Annotated in this window: 22 protein-coding genes and 1 pseudogene; 14 read left to right on the top strand and 9 right to left on the bottom strand. The window is 71.0% G+C overall.

The annotated features are described in order from the left end of the window. Positions 1-2,792: FAD-binding and (Fe-S)-binding domain-containing protein (locus tag J1C73_RS33760; protein ID WP_207319689.1), on the bottom strand; the 2,792-nt coding region annotated here is incomplete at its 3' end. Positions 2,793-3,058: 266 nt separating this feature from the next. Here J1C73_RS33760 and J1C73_RS33755 point away from each other — a divergent pair. The 9 genes from J1C73_RS33755 to J1C73_RS33715 all read left to right on the top strand — a co-directional run bounded on the left by J1C73_RS33755 (position 3,059) and on the right by J1C73_RS33715 (position 11,136). Beyond that, positions 3,059-4,579 (top strand): sensor histidine kinase, encoded by a 1,521-nt coding sequence (locus J1C73_RS33755; protein WP_207319688.1) that lies wholly within the window; start codon positions 3,059-3,061, stop codon positions 4,577-4,579. Then, a complete protein-coding gene (locus tag J1C73_RS33750) occupies positions 4,576-5,013 on the top strand; it encodes a roadblock/LC7 domain-containing protein (RefSeq protein ID WP_207319687.1) in 438 nt (145 codons plus the stop codon). Before J1C73_RS33755 ends, J1C73_RS33750 begins: the two co-directional genes overlap by 4 nt. Beyond that, positions 5,010-5,375, top strand: a complete 366-nt coding sequence (locus J1C73_RS33745) for a DUF742 domain-containing protein (protein WP_123460873.1) — start codon at positions 5,010-5,012, stop codon at positions 5,373-5,375. The genes J1C73_RS33750 and J1C73_RS33745 overlap by 4 nt, the downstream gene beginning before the upstream one ends. Continuing rightward, positions 5,356-6,012 (top strand): GTP-binding protein, encoded by a 657-nt coding sequence (locus tag J1C73_RS33740; RefSeq protein ID WP_207319686.1) that lies wholly within the window; start codon positions 5,356-5,358, stop codon positions 6,010-6,012. The genes J1C73_RS33745 and J1C73_RS33740 overlap by 20 nt, the downstream gene beginning before the upstream one ends. Beyond that, positions 6,009-7,274 carry a cytochrome P450 gene (locus J1C73_RS33735; RefSeq protein ID WP_207319685.1) on the top strand — a complete coding sequence of 422 codons (1,266 nt, stop codon included), beginning with the start codon at positions 6,009-6,011 and terminating at the stop codon, positions 7,272-7,274. The genes J1C73_RS33740 and J1C73_RS33735 overlap by 4 nt, the downstream gene beginning before the upstream one ends. Beyond that, positions 7,271-8,479 (top strand): cytochrome P450 family protein, encoded by a 1,209-nt coding sequence (locus J1C73_RS33730; protein ID WP_207319684.1) that lies wholly within the window; start codon positions 7,271-7,273, stop codon positions 8,477-8,479. Before J1C73_RS33735 ends, J1C73_RS33730 begins: the two co-directional genes overlap by 4 nt. Positions 8,480-8,585: 106 nt before the next feature. Next, positions 8,586-9,704 carry a phosphoserine transaminase gene (serC, locus tag J1C73_RS33725; protein WP_124284707.1) on the top strand — a complete coding sequence of 373 codons (1,119 nt, stop codon included), beginning with the start codon at positions 8,586-8,588 and terminating at the stop codon, positions 9,702-9,704. Positions 9,705-9,863: 159 nt separating this feature from the next. Beyond that, a complete protein-coding gene (locus J1C73_RS33720; RefSeq protein ID WP_207319683.1) occupies positions 9,864-10,565 on the top strand; it encodes a Uma2 family endonuclease in 702 nt (233 codons plus the stop codon). A gap of 61 nt (positions 10,566-10,626) precedes the next feature. After that, complete coding sequence (locus J1C73_RS33715) at positions 10,627-11,136, top strand: DinB family protein (protein WP_207319682.1); 510 nt, start codon at positions 10,627-10,629, stop codon at positions 11,134-11,136. Between the two features lie 74 nt (positions 11,137-11,210). On the opposite strand, the gene J1C73_RS33710 is transcribed toward J1C73_RS33715, so the two are convergent. Beyond that, positions 11,211-11,780, bottom strand: coding sequence for a GNAT family N-acetyltransferase (locus J1C73_RS33710; RefSeq protein WP_207319681.1), 570 nt, complete (start codon positions 11,778-11,780; stop codon positions 11,211-11,213). 40 nt (positions 11,781-11,820) lie between these two features. Further along, positions 11,821-12,807 (bottom strand): WD40 repeat domain-containing protein, encoded by a 987-nt coding sequence (locus J1C73_RS33705; RefSeq protein ID WP_207319680.1) that lies wholly within the window; start codon positions 12,805-12,807, stop codon positions 11,821-11,823. A 58-nt stretch (positions 12,808-12,865) separates the two neighbouring features. On the opposite strand from J1C73_RS33705, the pseudogene J1C73_RS33700 reads away from it, so the two are divergent. Then, positions 12,866-13,543: pseudogene (locus tag J1C73_RS33700) on the top strand (GDSL-type esterase/lipase family protein); the annotation flags it as partial. A gap of 148 nt (positions 13,544-13,691) precedes the next feature. Here J1C73_RS33700 and J1C73_RS33695 read toward each other — a convergent pair. From J1C73_RS33695 to J1C73_RS33680, 4 genes are all read right to left on the bottom strand, one after another. Further along, entirely contained in the window at positions 13,692-14,318 is a 627-nt protein-coding gene (locus J1C73_RS33695) for a helix-turn-helix domain-containing protein (protein ID WP_207319679.1), read from the bottom strand. A gap of 43 nt (positions 14,319-14,361) precedes the next feature. Beyond that, complete coding sequence (locus J1C73_RS33690; protein WP_207319678.1) at positions 14,362-15,018, bottom strand: TetR/AcrR family transcriptional regulator; 657 nt, start codon at positions 15,016-15,018, stop codon at positions 14,362-14,364. 93 nt (positions 15,019-15,111) lie between these two features. Continuing rightward, positions 15,112-15,300 carry a hypothetical protein gene (locus tag J1C73_RS33685; RefSeq protein WP_207319677.1) on the bottom strand — a complete coding sequence of 63 codons (189 nt, stop codon included), beginning with the start codon at positions 15,298-15,300 and terminating at the stop codon, positions 15,112-15,114. Between the two features lie 165 nt (positions 15,301-15,465). Continuing rightward, positions 15,466-15,864 carry a hypothetical protein gene (locus tag J1C73_RS33680; RefSeq protein WP_207319690.1) on the bottom strand — a complete coding sequence of 133 codons (399 nt, stop codon included), beginning with the start codon at positions 15,862-15,864 and terminating at the stop codon, positions 15,466-15,468. Between the two features lie 144 nt (positions 15,865-16,008). Between J1C73_RS33680 and J1C73_RS33675 the strand changes: the two genes are divergently transcribed. Genes J1C73_RS33675 through J1C73_RS33665 form a run of 3 tightly spaced genes read left to right on the top strand, consistent with a single transcriptional unit; the run spans position 16,009 to position 17,577 of the window. After that, on the top strand, positions 16,009-16,785 hold the full coding sequence (locus J1C73_RS33675) for a helix-turn-helix domain-containing protein (protein WP_207319676.1): 777 nt from the start codon (positions 16,009-16,011) through the stop codon (positions 16,783-16,785). Then, on the top strand, positions 16,782-16,961 hold the full coding sequence (locus J1C73_RS33670; protein WP_207319675.1) for a DUF397 domain-containing protein: 180 nt from the start codon (positions 16,782-16,784) through the stop codon (positions 16,959-16,961). The genes J1C73_RS33675 and J1C73_RS33670 overlap by 4 nt, the downstream gene beginning before the upstream one ends. A gap of 4 nt (positions 16,962-16,965) precedes the next feature. Further along, positions 16,966-17,577: a hypothetical protein gene (locus J1C73_RS33665; RefSeq protein WP_207319674.1), complete on the top strand. Its 612-nt coding sequence runs from the start codon at positions 16,966-16,968 to the stop codon at positions 17,575-17,577. 22 nt (positions 17,578-17,599) lie between these two features. Here J1C73_RS33665 and J1C73_RS33660 read toward each other — a convergent pair whose 3' ends face one another. Then, positions 17,600-17,998 carry a VOC family protein gene (locus tag J1C73_RS33660; protein WP_123460859.1) on the bottom strand — a complete coding sequence of 133 codons (399 nt, stop codon included), beginning with the start codon at positions 17,996-17,998 and terminating at the stop codon, positions 17,600-17,602. 92 nt (positions 17,999-18,090) lie between these two features. Between J1C73_RS33660 and J1C73_RS33655 the strand changes: the two genes are divergently transcribed. Next, on the top strand, positions 18,091-19,080 hold the full coding sequence (locus J1C73_RS33655; RefSeq protein ID WP_207319673.1) for a helix-turn-helix transcriptional regulator: 990 nt from the start codon (positions 18,091-18,093) through the stop codon (positions 19,078-19,080). A 51-nt stretch (positions 19,081-19,131) separates the two neighbouring features. On the opposite strand, the gene J1C73_RS33650 is transcribed toward J1C73_RS33655, so the two are convergent. Then, the gene (locus J1C73_RS33650) at positions 19,132-19,788 is read right to left on the bottom strand and encodes a VOC family protein (RefSeq protein WP_207319672.1); all 657 of its coding nucleotides are present in this window, start codon (positions 19,786-19,788) and stop codon (positions 19,132-19,134) included. Between the last annotated feature and the right edge of the window lie 127 nt (positions 19,789-19,915).

Raw genomic sequence — 19,915 nt, 5'->3', positions numbered from 1 at the left:
TGCCTGGCCCGCACCCCGCCCAGCTGGTCCAGCTGGGTGCGGCAGGAGAACCCGTCCGCCAGGATCTCCGTACCCGGTGCCGCCTCCCGTACCGCCGGCAGCAGCGCGTCCTCGGCGCAGGCCGCGGACACCTCCCAGTGGCCGCGTTCGAAGCCGAAGTTGCCGGCCAGTCCGCAGCAGCCGCCGGTCAGCTCGCCGCTCAGGCCGGCGCGTTCGCGCAGCCGGCGGTCCGGCCCGTCGCCCAGGACCGCGTGCTGGTGGCAGTGCGTCTGGCCGGCGACCGGGCGGTCCAGGTGCGGGGGCCGCCAGTCGGGGGCGTACTTCTCCAGGTACTCGGCCAGGGTGTGGACAGCGGCGGCCAGTCCGGCGGCGCGGGGGTCGTCGGGGAGGAGTTCCGGGAGGTCGCCGCGGAGGGTGGCCGCGCAGCTCGGTTCGAGGACGATCACGGGGATCTCGTGCGTGCCGGTCAGCCGGTCCAGGGTGCGGCGCATCACCTTGCGGGCCTTGTCCAGCTGGCCCGTTGAGACGTAGGTGAGGCCGCAGCACAGTCCGCGGCCGGGCGTGAGCACCCGGCGGCCCGTCGCCGCCTCCACGACCTTCACCGCCGCCCGGCCCACCTCGGGCGAGAGGTGTTCGGTGAAGGTGTCGGGCCAGATGGCGGCCACCTCGTCGTGGGAGAAGACGAACGTCCCCCTGCCCCGGCGCCTGTCCAGCCATTGGCTGTACGTCTCCCGGGCCAGCACCGGAATCCCCCGCTCCGGCGCGATGCCCGCCAGCCGCTTGGCGAGCACCGCGAGCGGCCGTACCCGGGCCAGTGCGTTCAGCGTGCCCGCGAAGGGGGACGCCAGGCGCAGCCACAGCGGGAGCCGCCCCATCGTGTAGTGGGCGGCGGGGCGCAGCCGGTGCCGGTAGTGGTGGTGCAGGAACTCCGCCTTGTACGTGGCCATGTCGACGCCCACCGGGCAGTCGCTGCGGCAGCCCTTGCAGGACAGGCACAGGTCGAGCGCGTCCCGTACCTCCGTCGAGCGCCAGCCGTCCGTGATCACCCCGCCCGCCGGTCCGGCCAGCATCTCGTGCAGCAGCCGGGCCCGGCCACGGGTGGAGTGGGCCTCCTCGCCGGTCGCGCGGAAGGACGGGCACATCACGGCCGGTCCGGAGGCCTCCTGCGTACGGCACTTGGCGACGCCGACGCACCTGCGCACCGCCGCCGAGAAGTCGCCGCCGTCGTGCGGGTAGCCGAAGGCCACGTCGACCGGTTCGCGGGGCAGCACGTCGAAGCGCAGGTTCTCGTCCAGTGGGGCGGGGCGGACGAGGATGCCGGGGTTCATGCCGCCGTCCGGGTCCCAGAGGTCCTTGAACCGGCTGAAGAGCGACACCAGTTCGCTCCCGTACATCCTCGGCAGGAGTTCGGCGCGGGCCTGGCCGTCACCGTGTTCGCCGGACAGTGATCCGCCGTGTGCGACCACGAGCGAGGCGAGCTCCTCGGAGAAGCGGCGGAAGCGGGCCACGCCGTCGCCGCTCAGCAGGTCGAAGTCGATGCGGACGTGGATGCAGCCGTCGCCGAAGTGCCCGTACGGGGTGCCGCGCAGCCCGTGTCCGTTGAGCAGGGCGCGGAAGTCGCGGAGGTAGGGGCCGAGCCGGGCGGGCGGCACCGCGCAGTCCTCCCAGCCGGGCCAGGCCTCGCTGCCTTCCGGTGTGCGGGTCGCCGTTCCCGCCGCGTCCTCCCTGATCCGCCACAGCGCCCGCTGCCCGGCCGGGTCGGTGACGACGGCGGTGTCCACCGCGTCGGCGGACGCGGTCCGGGCGATCCGTTCGGCGTGCGCCCGCGCCTCGGCCGGGGTCGCCCCGCCCGTCTCGACGAAGAGCCAGGCCGCGCCGCGCGGCAGCCCGGCCGGCCGGCGTACGAGGTCGGCGGCCATGCCCTCGACGGTCAGCGGGTGGTGCGGGAGGAGGCCGGGGGCAGCCTCGGCGGCGGCGGACTCGTCGGCGTAGCCGAGTACGGCGAGCGCGCGGGCCGCGGGCGCCTCGACGAGCCGCAGCGTCGCCTCCGTCACCACACCGAGCGTGCCCTCGCTGCCGCAGAACGCGCGGGCGGGGTCCGGGCCGCGCTCGGGCAGCAGCGCGTCCAGGGCGTACCCGGAGATGCGGCGCGGGAGTTCGGGGAACCCGGTACGCAGGAGGGCGAGGTTGCCGGTGACCAGTTCGCGGAGTCCGGCGGGGCCCTCGGCGCCCCGTTCCAGGCGCAGGGTGTCGCCGCCGTAGCGGGCGACGGTCAGGGCGTGGACGTTGTCGGCGGTGGTGCCCCAGGCGACCGAGTGCGAGCCGCAGGAGTTGTTGCCGATCATGCCGCCGATGGTGCAGCGGCTGTGCGTGGAGGGGTCCGGGCCGAAGGTGAGCCCGTGCGGGGCGGCGGCGGCCCGCAGGTCGTCCAGGACGACGCCCGGCTGGACCACCGCCGTGCGGGAGCCGGCGTCCAGCTCGACGAGGGAGCGCATATGGCGGGTGAGGTCGAGGACGACGCCGGTGCCGGTGGCCTGCCCGGCGATGGACGTACCGCCGCCGCGCGGTACGACGGGCACCCCGTGCGCGCGGCAGACGGCGAGCGCGGCGGCGATGTCGTCGGCGTCGCGCGGGGCGACGACCCCGAGCGGTACCCGGCGGTAGTTGGACGCGTCCATCGTCGTCAGGGCCCGTGCGGTGGCGTCGAATGCGACGTCGCCCCGCACGGCCGCCCGCAGATCGTCGGCGAGTGCGGTGCGGTCGGGGCCGGTTGTTGCCTCACGAGGTGCCATCCGGCCAGGATGCCGCCGGTCCGGGCCGGTGGCCGTCCGGGCCGGTGCGTTTCTGCCGAATACGTCAATACGTCTGAATCTGTCGGGCGCTCGAACATATACGCAACAGAGAGCACCACAAGTTCTTCCCAAACAGATCGTCAATTCTCATATAGTGACTCAGACTTGTCTGGGAATCATCTGTTCCAGTTGTCACCATTGCCCCTCGCCGTACCGACTTGCCCGAACCGTCCCATCCGTCATCGTCCGTCTCCCGAGGACTCCGCTTGCGCCCCTCAACCAAGCCGACCGCACTGGCCCTGCTGGTCACGGTGGCCATCACCGGATCCCTGTGTCTCTGGGCGGTCGTCGCCGCCCCCGACTCGGTCAGAACCGCAGTGGCATGGGGGGCGGGTGCCGCCGCCGTGCTGCTGTCCGCCGCCGTCGCCACCGCCGTTCACGCCCGGGCCGCGGTGCGCCGGCTGCGGGAGACGAACGCGGCCGAGAGCAGCCGGTTCACCGCCGAGACCTCCCGGATGGTTTCGGCCTCCGCCTACGACGCCCAGCGGTTCACCGCCGAGACGGCAAGGATGAAATCGGCCGCCGCCGCCGAGACGGACCGGATCACCGCACAGGCCGCGGCCGACGTCGAGCGCCTCACCGCCGAGAACGCCAGGATCAAGGCCCGCGCCTCGCGCAGCGAGACCGAGCGCTCCGCCGCCGTCGCCGCGTGCGCCAACGCCGCGGGCCGGATGCAGGCGCTCGCCACGAGCATGCTCGCCGACCTGCGCGACATGGAGAACCGGCACGCCTCCGAGGACGTCCTGGGCGATCTGCTGCACCTGGACCACCGCACCGCCCAGGCGGGCCGGCTGGCCGACTCCATCGCCGTGCTGACCGGTGCGCGCTCCGGACGCCGCTGGGCGAAGCCCATCGTCATGGAGTCCATCCTGCGCGGCGCGATGGGCCGGATCAGCGGATACCAGCGGATACGGCTCCACTCCACCAGCGATGTCGCCGTCGCCGGGCACGCCGCCGAGGGCGTCATGCACGCGCTGGCCGAACTCCTCGACAACGCAGCGAACTTCTCGCCGCCCACGGCCGAGGTCCACGTGTACGTGGAGGAGGTGCCGGCCGGCATCGTGCTGACCGTCGAGGACAGCGGTCTGGTCATGAGCGATGTGCAGCTGCGCCGCGCCGAGCGCGCCGTCTCCGCGGTCAACCAGGACCTGACCGGTCTCTCCGGAACCCGGCTCGGCCTCGCCGTCGTCGGCCGGCTGGCCCGCAAGCACGGACTGACGGTCTCCTTCCGTCCGTCGGCGCGCGGTGGCACGGGCGCGCTGATGATGCTCCCGCACGAGATCATCACCAGGACCCCGATGCCGACCGCGGCACCGACGCCGACGCCGGAACCCGCCGCCCGGCCGGTGACCGCTCCCCCGCGTGAACCCGAGCCGGTCCACGCCTCCGGAGCCGGCCGGACCGACGCGACCGGCCATGCCGACGACGCCGGGGCCCGGGACAGCTCCCGCACCCAGGAGATCCTCCTGCGCTCCGACTCCATGTCGGACACCAGCGGCGGCCTCCCCGGATTCGGCGAGAGCGGCCTCCCCAAGCGCTCGCGCGGCCGCACCCTGGCCGCCGCCGAGTCCCGCGCCAGGGCCTCGGCCGACGCCGACTCCGACGCAACCGACGGATCGAACCCCCGGACCCGTACGTCCGACCCCAAGGCCCAGGCAGCCCGCTTCAGCAGCTTCCGCCAGGCCGTACGGCCCACCTCACCGCACCCGGAAGGCAACACCCGATGACCGCGACCACGGACGAGAAGCTCAACTGGCTGCTGGAGGGGCTCCTTGAGCGCACCCCCGGCGCCCGCCACGCCCTCGTGCTGTCCAGGGACGGCCTCAAGCTGTGCCGTACCCCCGAGCTCTCCGTCGACCAGGCTGACCAGCTGGCCGCGATCTCGGCCGGCATCCAGAGCCTGTCGCACGGCGCCTCCGTCGAGTTCGGCGACGGCACCGGCGGCGTACGGTCCGCGATGGCCGAGTTCTACGGCGGCGTGCTGTTCATCGTGGAGGCGGGTGCGGGCGCCCACCTCGCCGTCGTCGCCTCCGAGGACGCCGACGTCGGCCTCGTCGGGCACAACATGAGCGAGCTCGTCGAGCAGCTCGGCGAACACCTCGTCGCCCCGCCGCGCGAACCCTCCGAGGCCCCCGGGGCCTCCGAGAACGCGGCCGTATGACGAAGCGCCCCCGCCCCGGCCGGGACGACGACCCGGACCGGCTGTACACCCTCACCGGTGGCCGCAGCCGCTCCGACTCGGCCGCCTTCGACCTGGTGACGCTCGTCGTCTCGGAATGCGAACCGGCGCCCGGTATGCAGTCGGAGCACGTCGCGATCCTGCGCATGTGCGAACGGCCCACCGCGGTCGTCGAGATCGCCGCGAGCCTGAACCTGCCCGTCAGCATCGTGCGCATCCTGCTGTGCGACCTGCTCGACACCAGCCGGATCAGCGCCCGCCACCCTCGTACCGCACGCGTCGCGGACCGGCTCCCCGACCCCGACATCCTGGAACAGGTGCTCGTTGGACTCCGCAACCTCTGACCGTGCCGCCCTGCAGGCCACGGCCGACAACGGACTGAAGATAGTCGTCGTCGGTGGCTTCGGGGTCGGCAAGACCACCATGGTCCGATCCGTGAGCGAGATCCGTCCGCTCAACACGGAGGAGACGATGACCCGCGCGGGCGAGACGGTCGACGACCTCGACGGCGTGCAGTCCAAGACGTCCACCACCGTCGCCTTCGACTTCGGCCGGATCACGCTCGACGAACGCTCGGTGCTGTACCTGTTCGGCGCGCCCGGCCAGGAGCGCTTCTGGTTCCTGTGGGACCGGCTGTTCTCCGGGACGCTCGGTGCCGTCGTGCTCGTCGACACCCGTCGTCTCGCCGACTCCTGGTACGCCATCGACCGGCTGGAGCACCACGGCACGCCGTTCATCGTGGCGTGCAACGACTTCGGCGGTCCGCTCCACACCGAGCAGCAGATCCGGGAGGCGCTCGACCTCTCCGATGACGTACCGCTCGTGGAGTGCGACGCCCGGGACCGGTCCGCCAGCAAGTACGTACTGATCACGCTGGTGGAGCACCTGTACGCCCTTTCCAAGGGCACGGCCGGCTCCTCCTCCGCCGCCGCCGCCCGTCCGGAGACCACGCCGGAGAAGACCCCGGAGCACACCACGTGACCCAGCCCACCGAACCGCCCCCGGGCTGCCCGGCGCACGGCCGCGCGCCACTGTCCGGGCCACGGTTCCAGACCGAACCCGCCCAGCTGTACCGGGAGATGCGCCGGGACCACGGTGCCGTGGCACCCGTCGTCCTGGACGGCGACATCCCGGCCTGGCTGGTGCTCGGCTACCGCGAAGTGCACCAGCTCACCAGCGACCCGGTGCTGTTCAGCCGCGACTCCGACCTGTGGAGCCAGTGGGAGAACATCCCCGACGACTGGCCGCTGCTGCCGATGATCGGCCGCAAGCAGCCCTCGATCCTCTACACGGTCGGCGCCCGGCACGTCGAGCGCGCCCGGATGATCAGCGACGCCCTGGAGGCCGTCGACCCCTTCGCGCTCAAGCGGTACGCGGAGGAGTTCGCCGACGAGCTGATCGACCGGTTCTGCTCCAGGGGCGGGACCGACATCATCGCCGAGTACGCGATGCTGCTCCCCGCCCGCGTCCTGGCGCGGATCTACGGCTTCGGCGACGCGCTCGGCGACGCGCTCGTCGGCTCGATCAACGACATGATCGACGGCCGGGAACGCGCGCTGGCCGGACAGCAGCACCTCGCCACCTCGATGTTCCAGCTGCTGGCCGACAAGCACGAGGAGCCCGGCGACGACGTCGCCACCCGGATGCTGGCCGACACCGGCGGCTTCACGGACGAGGAGATCGCCCAGGACCTGATGGTCATGATGGCCGCCGGCCACCAGCCGACCGCGGACTGGATGGGCAACTCGCTGCGGCTGATGCTCGTTGACGACCGGTTCGCCGCCTCGCTCTCGGGCGGCCGGCACAGCGTCGCCGAGGCCATGAACGAAGTCCTGTGGGAGGACACCCCGACGCAGAACATCGCCGGCCGCTGGGCCTCGCGCGACACCCACCTGGGGGGCCGCCACATCCAGGCGGGCGACCTGCTGCTCCTGGGCATCGCCGCAGCCAACGCCGACCCGCAGATCCGCACCGACGGCTCCGCGCTGACCGGCGGGAACAACGCGTTCCTCTCCTTCGGCCACGGCGAGCACCGCTGCCCCTTCCCGGCCCAGGAGACCGCCGAGGTCATCGCCCGTACCGGCATCGAGGTACTGCTCGACCGCCTCCCGGACATCGATCTCGCCGTCTCCGCCGAACAGCTCACCCGGCGCCCGTCCCCCTGGCTCCGGGGACTGACGGACCTTCCCGTCGCCTTCACGCCCACCCCTGCCGCAGGACCTGTCATCGGAGGCCAGTCATGACCCGGATCGTCCTCGACCCCTTCGTCGCCGACCTCGACGGCGAGGGCGCCGCGCTGCGGGCCGCGGGCCCGCTCGCCGAGGTGGAGCTGCCCGGCGGGGTGCACTGCTACGCGGTCACCCACCACGCCGAGGCGCGGCAGCTGCTGACCGACGCCCGGATCGTGAAGGACATCAACGTCTGGGGCGCCTGGCAGCGCGGTGAGATACCCCTGGACTGGCCGCTGATCGGCCTCGCCAACCCGGGCCGCTCCATGCTGACCGTCGACGGCGCCGACCACCGCCGGCTGCGCACCCTGGTGGCGCAGGCCCTGACGGTGAAGCGGGTGGAGCGGCTGCGCGCGGGCATCGAGGCGCTCACGGCCGCGAGCCTGGACCGCCTCGCGGCCCTGCCCCGGGGCGAGAAGGTCGACCTGAAGGCGCAGTTCGCGTACCCGCTGCCGATGAACGTCATCAGCGAGCTGATGGGCGTGGACGGGGCCGACCACCCCCGCCTCAAGGAGCTGTTCGAGAAGTTCTTCTCGACGCAGACGCCGCCGGAGGAGGTCCCGCAGATGATGGCGGACCTCGGCGCCCTCTTCACGAAGATCGTCGACGGCAAGCGGGCCGAGCCGGGCGACGACCTGACCAGCGCCCTGATCGCGGCCTCCGAGGACGGCGACCACCTCAGCAACGAGGAGATCGTCAACACCCTCCAGCTGATCATCGCGGCCGGCCACGAGACCACGATCAGCCTGATCGTGAACGCCGTCGTCGCCCTCCAGACCCACCCCGAGCAGCGCAAGCAGGTGCTCGGCGGCGAGGTGCCGTGGGAGAACGTGATCGAGGAGACCCTGCGCTGGAACACCCCGACCTCACACGTCCTGATCCGCTTCGCGACCGAGGACGTGGCGGTCGGGAAGAAGGTCCTCCCCAAGGGCGAGGCCCTGATCGTCTCCTTCGGCGCGCTGGGCCGGGACGAGCAGCAGTACGGGCCGACCGCGGGTGAGTTCGACGTCACCCGCACCCCCAACCGTCACATCGCCTTCGGTCACGGCCCGCACGTCTGCCCGGGTGCGGCGCTGTCCCGGCTGGAGGCGGGGGTCGCACTCCCGGCGCTCTACGAGCGCTTCCCGGAGCTGGACCTCGCGGTCCCGGCCTCCGAGCTGCGCAACAAACCGATCGTCACCCAGAACGACCTGTTCGACCTCCCGGTCGAACTGGGCTGAGCCGGCCCGCCCGGGACGCGCGTTCCGGCGTCCACGACCCGGATCGCGCGTCTCATCCGACGGACAGGGTGCGTAGCCGCCCCACCGAGCGGCTACGCTCCGGGTCGTGGCCGACATCCAGATTCCCGCTGACATCAAGCCCGCCGACGGGCGCTTCGGCGCCGGTCCTTCCAAGGTGCGGACGGAGGCGCTCGACGCGCTGGCCGCCACCGGAACGTCGCTGCTCGGTACGTCCCATCGCCAGGCTCCGGTGAAGAACCTGGTCGGCGCGGTCCGTGACGGAGTGCGCGACCTCTTCTCCCTCCCCGAGGGATACGAGGTGATCCTGGGCAACGGCGGCTCCACCGCCTTCTGGGACATCGCGACGCACGGTCTGATCGAGTCGAAGTCCCAGCACCTCAACTTCGGTGAGTTCTCCTCGAAGTTCGCGAAGGCCGCCAAGCTCGCCCCGTGGCTGGCCGACCCGACCGTCATCGCCTCCGACCCGGGCACCCACCCGGACCCGGAGGCCGAGGCGGGCGTCGACGTCTACGCCTTCACCCACAACGAGACCTCGACCGGTGTCGCCGCGCCCGTCAAGCGCGTCGCGGGCGCCGACGAGGGCTCCCTGGTCCTGGTGGACGCCACCTCCGGCGCGGGCGGCCTGCCGGTCGACATCGCCGAGACGGACGTCTACTACTTCGCCCCGCAGAAGTCCTTCGCCTCGGACGGCGGCCTCTGGATCGGCGTCTTCTCCCCGGCGGCCCTGGAGCGCGCAGCCCGCGTCCACGCCTCCGGCCGCCACATCCCGGAGTTCTTCTCGCTGCCCACGGCGATCGACAACTCCCTGAAGAACCAGACGTACAACACCCCGGCCCTGGCCACGCTCTTCCTCCTGAACGAGCAGCTGACCTGGATGAACACCCAGGGTGGTCTGGACTTCACCACCGGCCGCACGGCCGCCTCGTCCGGCCACCTGTACGGCTGGGCCGAGGACTCCAAGTACGCGACCCCGTTCGTCACCGACGCGGCCAAGCGCTCGCAGGTCATCGGCACGATCGACTTCGCGGACGAGATCGACGCCGCCGCGGTCGCCAAGGTGCTGCGCGCCAACGGCATCGTCGACACGGAGCCGTACCGCAAGCTGGGCCGCAACCAGCTGCGCGTGGCGATGTTCCCGGCGATCGACCCGTCGGACGTCCAGGCGCTGACGGCGTGCATCGACTACGTGATCGAGAAGCTGTAGCGGTACCTCTTACGCGTACGGAACGGCCCTGCACACGAGATCACGCGTGCAGGGCCGTTTCTGCTTCACTCGACAGGGTGGCGCGGTGCGTACACACCACATACGGGCACACAGTCCTACGATGATGTTCTCGACATCAGCCCTTTCAGGAGGCCCGCAATGTCTGCAGCAGCAGTCGAGCACCCCTGTGACGGTGAGCCGGAGCGGCAGGAGCGGCCGGAGCGCCCGGAGCCCGAATCTTTGCTCGAAAGCGCCAACCGGCTCTCGGAGCAGCTCCCGGGTCACCGCGTCGAGATCATCGGAGGCGTCATCACCGTGGCCCCATCCCCGGACGGTGCGCACGGCCGCGCACTGACCAAACTGATGCGTCCTTTGATCGAAGCCGGACTCGACGACGGGGACTCAGCGGTCATCCAAGGAGTCGGGGTATGGCTGCCCAGCGGCCCCTCGGACTACGCCATCCCGGACCTGGCCGTCGTCGACGCCGATTTCGACGAGCACCTGGTGGAGAACAACTGCTACGACCCCGGCGCCTTCCGTCTCGTCCTCGAGGTCACCTCCGGCAACTACCAGAACGACCTGCGGAACAAGGTCGCGGCCTACGCCAACGCCAAGATCCCCGTCTACGTCATCCTCGACCGCAAGCACGGCCGCGTCCATGTCCTCACGGAACCCCTCGCCGGTGGGTACGACAACCACCAGGTGTACGCGCCCGGCCACAGCGTCGCGCTCCCCGACTCGATCGGGGCCGAGGTCACGCTCGACGTCGCCGCCCTGGTGGCGGCGGGCCTCCCCCGCCCGAAGCCGAAGCCGGAGCCGTCACCGGAGCCAGAGCCGTCTCCGGAGCCGTCCGAGGGCTGAGGACCGGCAGCGGCACCGATCCCCCGGTCCTGTTGTCAGTGCTGGTTGGTAGCTTCCGCGCATGAACTCCCATGTGCCGTACACCGGCAGCGAGAAGGAATCCCTGCACACCGCCCTCGACCGGCACCGTGACGTGGTGCTGTGGAAGCTCGAGGGGCTGGACGACGAGCAGCTGCGCCGCCCGATGACGCCGACGGGGACGAACCTCCTGGGGCTGGTGAAGCACCTGGCGACCGTCGAGTACGGCTGGTTCTGCGAATCGTTCGGGTACGAGGTCGAGAAGCTCTGGTTCGACTCGGCCACCGAGGACATGACGATCGCCCCGGAGGAGACGACCGCCGGCATCCTGGCGTTCTACGAGCGAGCCCGCGCCGCCGCGGACCGGGCCATCGAGAAGACGGACCTGGATGTGACGGGCACCTCGTGGAACGGGCGGACGGTGTCGATGCGGTGGGTGCTCATCCACATGCTGGAGGACGTCGTACGTCACGCCGGGCACATGGACATCGTCCGCGAACTCCTCGACGGATCGACGGGCGACCACCCGCGCCCGGCCCCGTCCGGAACCTGAGGCGCGGGCGGGGGCAGAGGACGGGGCACTCCTGACCCGGCCCGATCACAGCGAACGGCCCTGGGACCGGCCCCTCACCCCAAATCCGAACGCCACCGCACCTCGCCGTCCTCCCACTCCTCGGTCCGCACCAGCCCCGCCGCGGCGGCCACCGCGGCCGACGCCGCGTGGTCGGGGTGGATGTGGGCGACGACCGTACGCACCACTCCCCCGTCCAGCAGCTGCGCGACGAGGCCCACCGCCGCCTCTTTGGCGTAGCCCCGGCCCTGCCACCCGGACCCGATCACCCAGGCGATCTCCGCCTGCGCGTCGCGCACGTTCACCGTCGCCTGCACATAGCCCGCCAGGCAGTCGTCACCGCGGACCCTGAGCACCCAGTTCCACCACCGCTCGGCCGGGTCCGGTGAGCCGGCGCTCTGGCGTGCGTAGCGGGTCCGCAGCGCGTCCGCGTCCTCCGGGGCGCCGCCGGTGAAGGTGTGCAGGGCCGGGTCCGCGAGTACGGAGGCCATCTCGTCGGCGTACGCCACGTCGAGCGGCAGCGCGTCCAGGCGGGCGGTGGAGAACGGCGCGGGCCCGTCGGTGGTGGTGAAGGGTGTCGACCTGTCGGTGCTGGTGAAGGGCGTGGGCCCGTTGTTCTTCGTCATAGACCGCCGACCCTATGACAGGCCCGCGGCCCGGCCGCCGTCAGCCCTTCTTGCGCCGCCTGCCCAGAAGCAGCAGCAGACCGATCCCGGCGAGCACCGCGATCCCGGTCAGCGTGGTGCCCTTCACCGGCGCGCCGTCGCCGTCGCTGCCCGTGCCGGCGGACGACGGCGACTTCCCCCCGGAACGGCCGGAGTCGCCGCCGTTCTTCAGGTCCACCCGCACCACATCGCTCTGCTCGCCCTCGGAGCCGTACATCAGCGCCGAGCCGTCAGCCGTGTACGTGACCGACTCGGCCTGCCTCAGCAGCGGGGACTCGACCGGGTAGTCCTTGCCGAGCCTGCCGTTCTCGAACGCGTAGCCGCGCGCGCTGAAGTACGAGCGCAGCACCAGTTCCTTCCCGTCCGGCGAGAACGCCCCGTCCGTCACCCACGGCACCTCACCGACCCGCCGGAAGATGTTGTCCGAACCGGCCGTGAGCTTCGCGGGCCCCTCGTAGAGCCCGCCGCCGCCCTCCTTCTTCGAGGCGATGTACACGCGCCCGGTCTTCGGGTGGACCATCAGCGCCTCCGCGTTGCGCGGGCCGTCCGCGTACTTCACGTCGAACTGCGTCGCGCGGACCGTCGCGTCCCGCAGCTCCTTCGGCTCGGGGAAGCGGTAGATCCAGACGTGGTCCCAGCTGCCGTCCAGGTTGTCGCCGATGTCGGCGACGTACAGGTTCCCGTCGGGTCCGAGCGAGATCGCCTCCACGTCACGCGGCTCCCCGACCCCCTTCATGGTGATCGTCGCGACGGTCTTCCCGGTCCGGGAGTCGACGGCGAAGACGTACGGCCCGTCGTCGCTGTCGTTGTGCGTCCAGTAGATCCCCGGATGGGCACGGCTGGCGGCCAGCCCGCTGGACTCGGTGATCCGCGGGTCCTTGATCGAGAAGCTCCGGTCGGCCCCGCCGTCGTCGGCCACGGCGGGCACCGCCGCCGCGAGGGACAGGAGCGCGGCGGCGCCGAAGGCAGTCAGTCGATACGAGCGCATGGCACAAGTGTCCATCGTCACGTCGCAGGCCGGAGCCATGATCCGCGATGATGACGCCATGCGTTTCATGTTCGTCGGCGATTCCATGACCATCGGACGGGCCGGCGACTTCACCTGGCGCTACCGCATGTGGCAGCACCTCGAAGCATCCTTCGACGGCCCGTACGCGATCGTCGGCCCGCGCACCGGGCTGCACGACACCACGACGGGCACCCCGGTCTCCCGCGCCTACGGCGCCCCGGCCTTTCCCGCCGACGCCCGCCACCACCTGGCCGGCTGGGGCGAGGGCTGGCTGCACATGGCCCCGGTGATCGCGGACACCGTCGCCGCGCACCGCGCGGACATCCTGCTCGTCTCGCTCGGCCTGATAGACCTCGGCTTCTACACGGACAGCGAGCAGACCGCCCGTAACGCCCGCGCGTTCCTCGCGGCGGCACGTACCGCGAACCCGCACATCAGATGCGTGCTGCTCCCCGTCATACCGAACATCCGGGCCGAGACCGACGCCCCCTTCGCCGCCGAGTGCGAACGCTTCAACGAACTCCTCGCCAAGGCCGTGGCCGACCTCGACGAACCGACGTCCCCGATCCTGCTGGCGTCACGCCCGCCGGGCTACGACATCCACACGGACACCTACGACGGCACGCATCCCGGCCCGTCCGGGGAGCACGCACTCGCGGCCGCCTACGCCGACGCGATGCACCAGGCGTGGGGGCTGGGCGGACCGTACCGGGGGGCGGCGGAAACAAGCCGGTGGTCATGCCTGGAGCCGGTGCCGCAGGGGTCGCCGGGCAACGAGCTCGTCTCCGGTCCCGACACCCCCGGCCCGCACCGCTTCGCGCGGGAACAGGACCGGGCCGAGGTCACCGAGGGCCCGGCAGTGATCACTTCCCCGTCGGCTTCGCCCGTACGTGCATCCGCTCCCCCTGCGGTCCGAACAGGCTGAGGAACTCCACCGGTTCCGGTCCGACGTTGCCCCACCAGTGCGGTGTACGCGTGTCGAACTCGGCCACCTCGCCCGCCTTCAGCACCAGGTCGTGTTCGCCGAGTACCAGCCGCAGCCGCCCCGACAGCACGTACAGCCACTCGTACCCCTCGTGCACCCGCTGCTCGACCGGCCCCGGCGGGCCCGTCAGACCGGGCATGACCTGCTTGTACGCGTTCACCCCGCCGATGTGCCGGGTCAGCGGCACGAACGTCATGCCGTGCCGGTTGAAAGGGCGGAAGGTGACCCGCGGATCACCGGTGTCCGGCGCGCCGACGAGTTCGTCCAGCTGCACCCCGTACGCCTTCGCCAGCGGAAGCAGCAGCTCCAGGGTCGGCTTGCGGCCGCCGGACTCCAGCCGGGACAGCGTGCTGAGCGAGATCCCGGTGGTCTCGCTCAGCTGGGCCAGCGTCGTACCGCGCTCCGTCCGCAGCGCGCGCAGGCGTGGCCCCACGCCGGTCAGGACGGAAGAGAACTCGTCGTCCGCCGTGCCGCCGTCTTCCGCCCCGTGCTCATGTGCCGCCATTCCTCCATCATGCCTCCGCTTGCCGATCCGGCAACCGGCTTTGTCAGGCGGAGGCCTCGGGAGTGACGCCCGGACCCATCATGGCCAGCGACATCCGGGTCAGCTCACTGGTCAGCCAGTCGCACGGCACCTGGCGCGGACGGCGCCCGTGGTGGGCGAGGAGCTCGTCGACGGAACGCGTCAGCACCTTCACGACGACCGTGAGATCACCGTCGGCCCCATGGCCCCGCTCCGCGGCGCGCTCGGCCTCGCGGGTCAGGAACTCGACCCACACCGACCGCCACATCGTGAGGTGGTCGTCCATCGCCCGGCTCACCCCGAGCACTTCGACGAACGCCACCCTCGCCGCCCGCGAGTCGCGCGTGACGACCCGCACATAGGCGGCGAAGAGCCTTCGGAACCGTTCCTCCGTCGAACAGGTTTCCATGCCCTCGGCCGAGAGCTCCACCTCGACGGCCCGCATCCCGCCGATCGCCACCTCGTCGTACAGGTCGACGAGCAGGGCCTCTCGCGATTCGAACTCGCGGTAAAAATCACGCGGTTGTACGCCCGCCGCGGCGCAGAGATCCTCGACGGAGGTACGGGCGTACCCGTACACGGCGAACAAGGTACGCCCGGCCGCCATCAGTTGCTCACGGCAGCGCACCGGGTCCCTCGTCGCCCGAACTCCGTCCCATCGGTCAACCATGGCGTCCACCACCGGTCCTCCTCAGTCCGTCCAGGCCCCCGGGCCCACTCTCCTCGCTCCACCGCGTCAGCGGTGGAACCGCCACACCGCGAACGGCCGTACGCCTCAGCCGCCGCCGGCCGCACCCTCCGCGAGGACTGCCGCGACCCGCTCCCGCCAGGCCAGCGGCTCGGGCACCTCGAAGCCCTCGTCCTGATCGGGTGCGCAGACAGCCCACTTGGCCGAGTGCGCCCGCCAAGCAGGCTCCTGCGCGCACGGCGGACACACCGTCCCGTCGCCCCGGGGCCGGAACACGTGCTCCCACCCCGGCCCCTCACAGGTGACAGGCGGCCGGGGCGCGGGTGCCGCGGGGGCGGGGTCCGCCACGCACACCGGCTCGGTGGAGGCCCTCGGCTCGGTGTTGGCAGCACCCCCGGGGGCCGCTCCATGCGCAAAAACACACAGAGCGTGATGACACGATCACGGTACATCACACGCCTCTCGCTCCACCACACCCGCCAGAAGCTCGAACAGCAGTTCCGCATCCACGAACGGGACTTGGGCGGTGGGCAGCGAACGCCAGTCCAGCGGGTACGTCAGCCCATTCAGCGCGGGCACCCCGACGAACGCCGCCCGCGCCCTCACCAACGCCTCGGCCCCGGCGGGCCAGCGAAAGGCACCGGCGCTCCCCGGCGGCAACAGAAAGAACATACTCCGCTCCCCGATCCGCGACCGGACGATGGGCCCGGCCTCGAAATCCGTGAACTGCATGATCCCGTAGGCCACTTGCTCGCCCAGGTAGCCGACGATCCGTACGGCGTCGAAGTGAATCCCCGCATGGCGGAGGGCGTGCCCGCTCGCGGGAATCCATACAGGCATCGGGTCGGGTGAAGTTTTCGGTTCCATACGTAGAGCGTCGACATCCGCACGTACCGTGACCAGGGACACAAGGCATCTGTGCACGGCTGTGCACTTGGGGGGTGAGCTGTGCACTCCGATGGGCGCGGCGGCAGTAACGCGGAGATGTTCGGCACGCTGCTGCGGTTCTACCGCGAACGGGCGGGCCTGTCGCAGGAGTCGCTGGGCGCGAAGATCGGTTTCTCGAAGTCGCAGGTCGCGATGGTGGAGCGGGGGGAACGGCCGCCGAGGGGAGACTTCACTCCACTCGCTGACGCCGCGCTCGGCGCGGGCGGTGCCCTGACAGCAGCAGCCGAGGAACTGACCTTCAGCCGGGTGGCTTCCTGGTTCGAGCCGTTCGCCGAGGAAGAGGCCAAGGCCAGGGCGCGCTACGAGTACGAGTCCAACGTCATGCCCGGACTGCTGCAGATCGAGGAGCACGCACGCGCCGTGTTCAGCGGAGCCTGCCCGCCCCTTGATGACGATGAGATCGAGGGATTGATCGCCGGCCGTCTCGCACGTCAGGCCATGCTGACCCGCAAACCGGCGCCGGACATCAGTTTCGTCCTGGAACTCAGCGCGCTCCTTCGCCCCATCGGCGGACGGCAGGTGCACCGGGCGCAGCTTCAGCGCGTTCTTGAGGTTGCGGAGCTGCGTCACGTACATATTCAGGTGATGTCACCTCAGCGGGAGACACACGGCGGACTGAGTGGGTCCTTCGTCCTGCTGGAGACCGACGATCGGCATCGGCTGGCGTACTTGGAGGTCCAGAACTGCAACTTCCTTGTCAGTGAACAGGCCCATCTGGGAACCCTGTTCGCCAGATATGGCATTGTGCGAACGCAGGCTCTCGGACCGGAAGAGTCACGGAAGCTGATTGAGCAGGCAGCAGAGAGACTATGAGCACTCACCTCAAGTGGTTCAAGAGCAGCCACAGCGGCCCAGAGGGCGGCAACTGCGTCGAGGTGGCCACCGGCCCCCACGCCATCCACGTCCGCGACTCCAAGGACCTCACCGTCCCCTCCCTCAGCGTCTCCCCCGCCGCCTGGTCGGCCTTCCTCGCGTACACGGTGGTCTAGCACGATGTCCTGGTTCGACGAACTGCCCGAGGTCATCACCCGAGCCGACTTCGGAGCCCTGGTGGCGCGGCCGCCGCGCAATATCGAACTCATGGCGTCCAGGGGGCTGGCCGCAGATCCCGCGTACCGCAACCGCAACAAGTTCGTATGGGAGGAGGCGGCCGCACTCGGCTGGTTCCGTTCCCTCCAGGAACACGCGGTGATCGTGCCCGCGAGCGCTCAGGCCATGGCCGATCTTGCCGCACACGGCGCATACGTATGCCCTCTCGACAGCAAACACGTGGGCCTCGCCCGCCCCAAGATGCTCTTGATGTACCGGCCGGGCGGCCAAGGCCGGGTCTTCGGCGTCGATGCGGTCGAGACCGTCAACCAACAGATCGACGGCACGCGCGAGGCGAGCGCGCGGACGCGGCAGATCGTGCGCGACGGAGAGCCCCTGGACGCCTGGCAGAGGCCGTGGACCGTCTTCTACCTCAGGGAGGCCGGCGCGATCGGAAAGATCACACCCGGAATTCAGCAGGGCCGCTACCTACGGCTGGACGACGTCCTGGACGCGCTGACGACCGACCATCTCGCGGTCCCCACGCTCGACGAGGCGTTCCCCGCCCGGAAGTAGCGACGATGTCCGGTGTCCGGTGTCATCTAGCGAACTTCGCGAGGGCGGCCGGGGTGACCGGAGTGAAGAAGTTGACGAGGTTGCCGTCGGGATCACGGAAGAGCAGCGCCCGGTTTCCCCAGGGCATCGTCGTGGGCTCGTTGACGAAGTCGGTGACGAGGCCGGTCAGGTTCTCGTACACCCGGTCCACGTCCTCCACGAGGAACTCGAGGATCACGCTGTGGTTGTCCGCCGGGCGGGCGGAGCCCGGAGCGAACATCGGGACGGTGCGGACGTCGGCGATCGCGAGCGTGACGCCGGGGGTACTGAGCTCGGCGAAGTCCTCGGTGGCCCAGACCGCAGGCACCCCTGTCGCCTTCTCGTAGAACTCGACGAGGCGCGCGACGTCGCCGGTGATGATGCGGATCGAGACGAATTCCATGGTGTTCTCCCAGGTCGGTGGAGCCGCTGCACTCCGCAGGCTAGGACGGATAGAGGACAGAATCGGCCCGGTATTCGCGTTAGCCTCTGAACATGTCCCGACCCACCGTGCGCGTGCTGACTCTCCTGGAGCTGCTGCAGTCGGGCGGCCTCCGGACGGTGGCTGAACTCGCCGACCGGCTCGGCGTGGACGGGCGGACCGTGCGGCGGTACGTGGAGCAGCTGATCGACCTCGACGTGCCGGTGGAAGCGGTGCGGGGCCGCTACGGCGGGTACCGGCTCGCCCCCGGATACCGCTTGCCCCCGCTCATGCTCAGCGACGACGAGGCGCTCGCCGCGCTGCTCGGCCTGGTCGCGGGCCGTCGAACGGGGCTGATGACGACGGCGGACACGGCGAGCGAGACGGCGGCGGCCAAGATCCGCAGGGTGCTGCCCGCGCGCGTGGCCCGCAGGCTCGACACGGTGCTGGAGTCCCTCGCGTTCACGGTTGCGGCCGGTGAGTTCGCCCATCCGGACGCCGAGGTGCTGCTCACCGTCGCCGACGCGGTACGTCACCGCCGGCCGCTCTCGATCAGATACACCGACCGCGACGGCCGGCGCAGCGAACGCCCGCTGCACGCGTACGGGCTCGTCGCCCACTCGGGCCGGTGGTACGTCACGGGCGCGGACCCCGAGATCGGCGAGGACCGGACCTTCCGGCTCGATCGCATCGCGGGCGCGAGGACCCTGCCCGGCTCGTTCGAGACGCCCGCCGGGCTTGATCCTGCCCAGCGTGTGCTGTCGGGGTTCGCCACGGCCGAGTACCGGTACGAGGTGACGTTGCGAATCCACGGAACGGTCGAGCAGATCCGCGCCCGCCTTCCGGCGAGCGTGGCGACCCTGGAAGAGGTCGCCCCCGCGGCCGGTGCGGATCCGGCGACCGGGCCCTGGCAGCGGGTCGAGCTACGGGTGGAGGAGCTCGACTGGCTGCCGCCGGTACTCGCCTCACTTGACCGGCCGTTCGTCATCGAGCGCCCCGATGAACTGCGCGGCCTGGTCATCGCGCTCGCCGACCGCCTCGCGTCCCGCGCCCGCCGCACCTGACCGCCAGGGGACAACAAAGTCCGTGTACCGGGGCGTCGTTGGGGCTCCGCGTCAGGCCCGGCCGAGGACGCAGAACTCGTGGCCCTCCGGGTCGGCCATGCACGTCCACGGGACGTCGCCCTGGCCGAGGTCGAGGTCGGTGGCGCCGAGGGTCCGCAGCCGGGCCACCTCAGCCGCTTTGTCGTCACCGGGGTAGGGCAGCAGGTCGATGTGGACGCGGTCCGGCACGGTCTTCACGCCGGGCATGCGGAGGAACTCCAGATACGGGCCGACACCCTTGGCCGAGCGCAGCACCGCGTGGTCGTCCGTCACCTCGTGCAGGGTCCAGTCCATCGCTTCGCCCCAGAACCGGACCATGGCCCGCGGATCCACGCAGTCGACCACCACCCGGGCGATCGGCCCGGTGTCCCGGTAGGTCTCCCGGGGCTCCAGCACGCAGAACTCGTTGCCCTCNNCCTGGTGGGCCGCCGAGGTGGTGGCGAGATCGAGGTGCACACGGTTCTTTGTCGCTGTCTTGGCCTCGGGGACGATGACGACGTCGATGCAGACGGCGGCCGGGTCCGGCCAGTTGAAGCCGCCGCCGGGTTCGACGTTGGTCACGCCGGGCCCTTCGCTGGACACACCCCAGCCGAGCGCCTCCGCCCAGAACCGGCCGACCGCCGAGTCGTCAAGAGCCTTTATGTTCACCTGAACGGGTCGCAGTGCCATGCCGGCGATCCTATGCGCCCCGGATCCTCGGCCAGCCAATCAATCCCCCGTTCACGCTGAAAGGCCGTCCATGAGGCCCCGCGCCAAGGTCTACCCCGCACCCGCGGAGCCGGGTGGCCCCCCGCAC

The organism is Streptomyces laculatispora (genome assembly GCF_017353455.1).
In the GTDB taxonomy this organism is placed as follows: domain Bacteria; phylum Actinomycetota; class Actinomycetes; order Streptomycetales; family Streptomycetaceae; genus Streptomyces; species Streptomyces laculatispora.
Note: the sequence above shows the minus strand (reverse complement) of the source record. Positions and strands in the feature narration are given on the sequence as shown.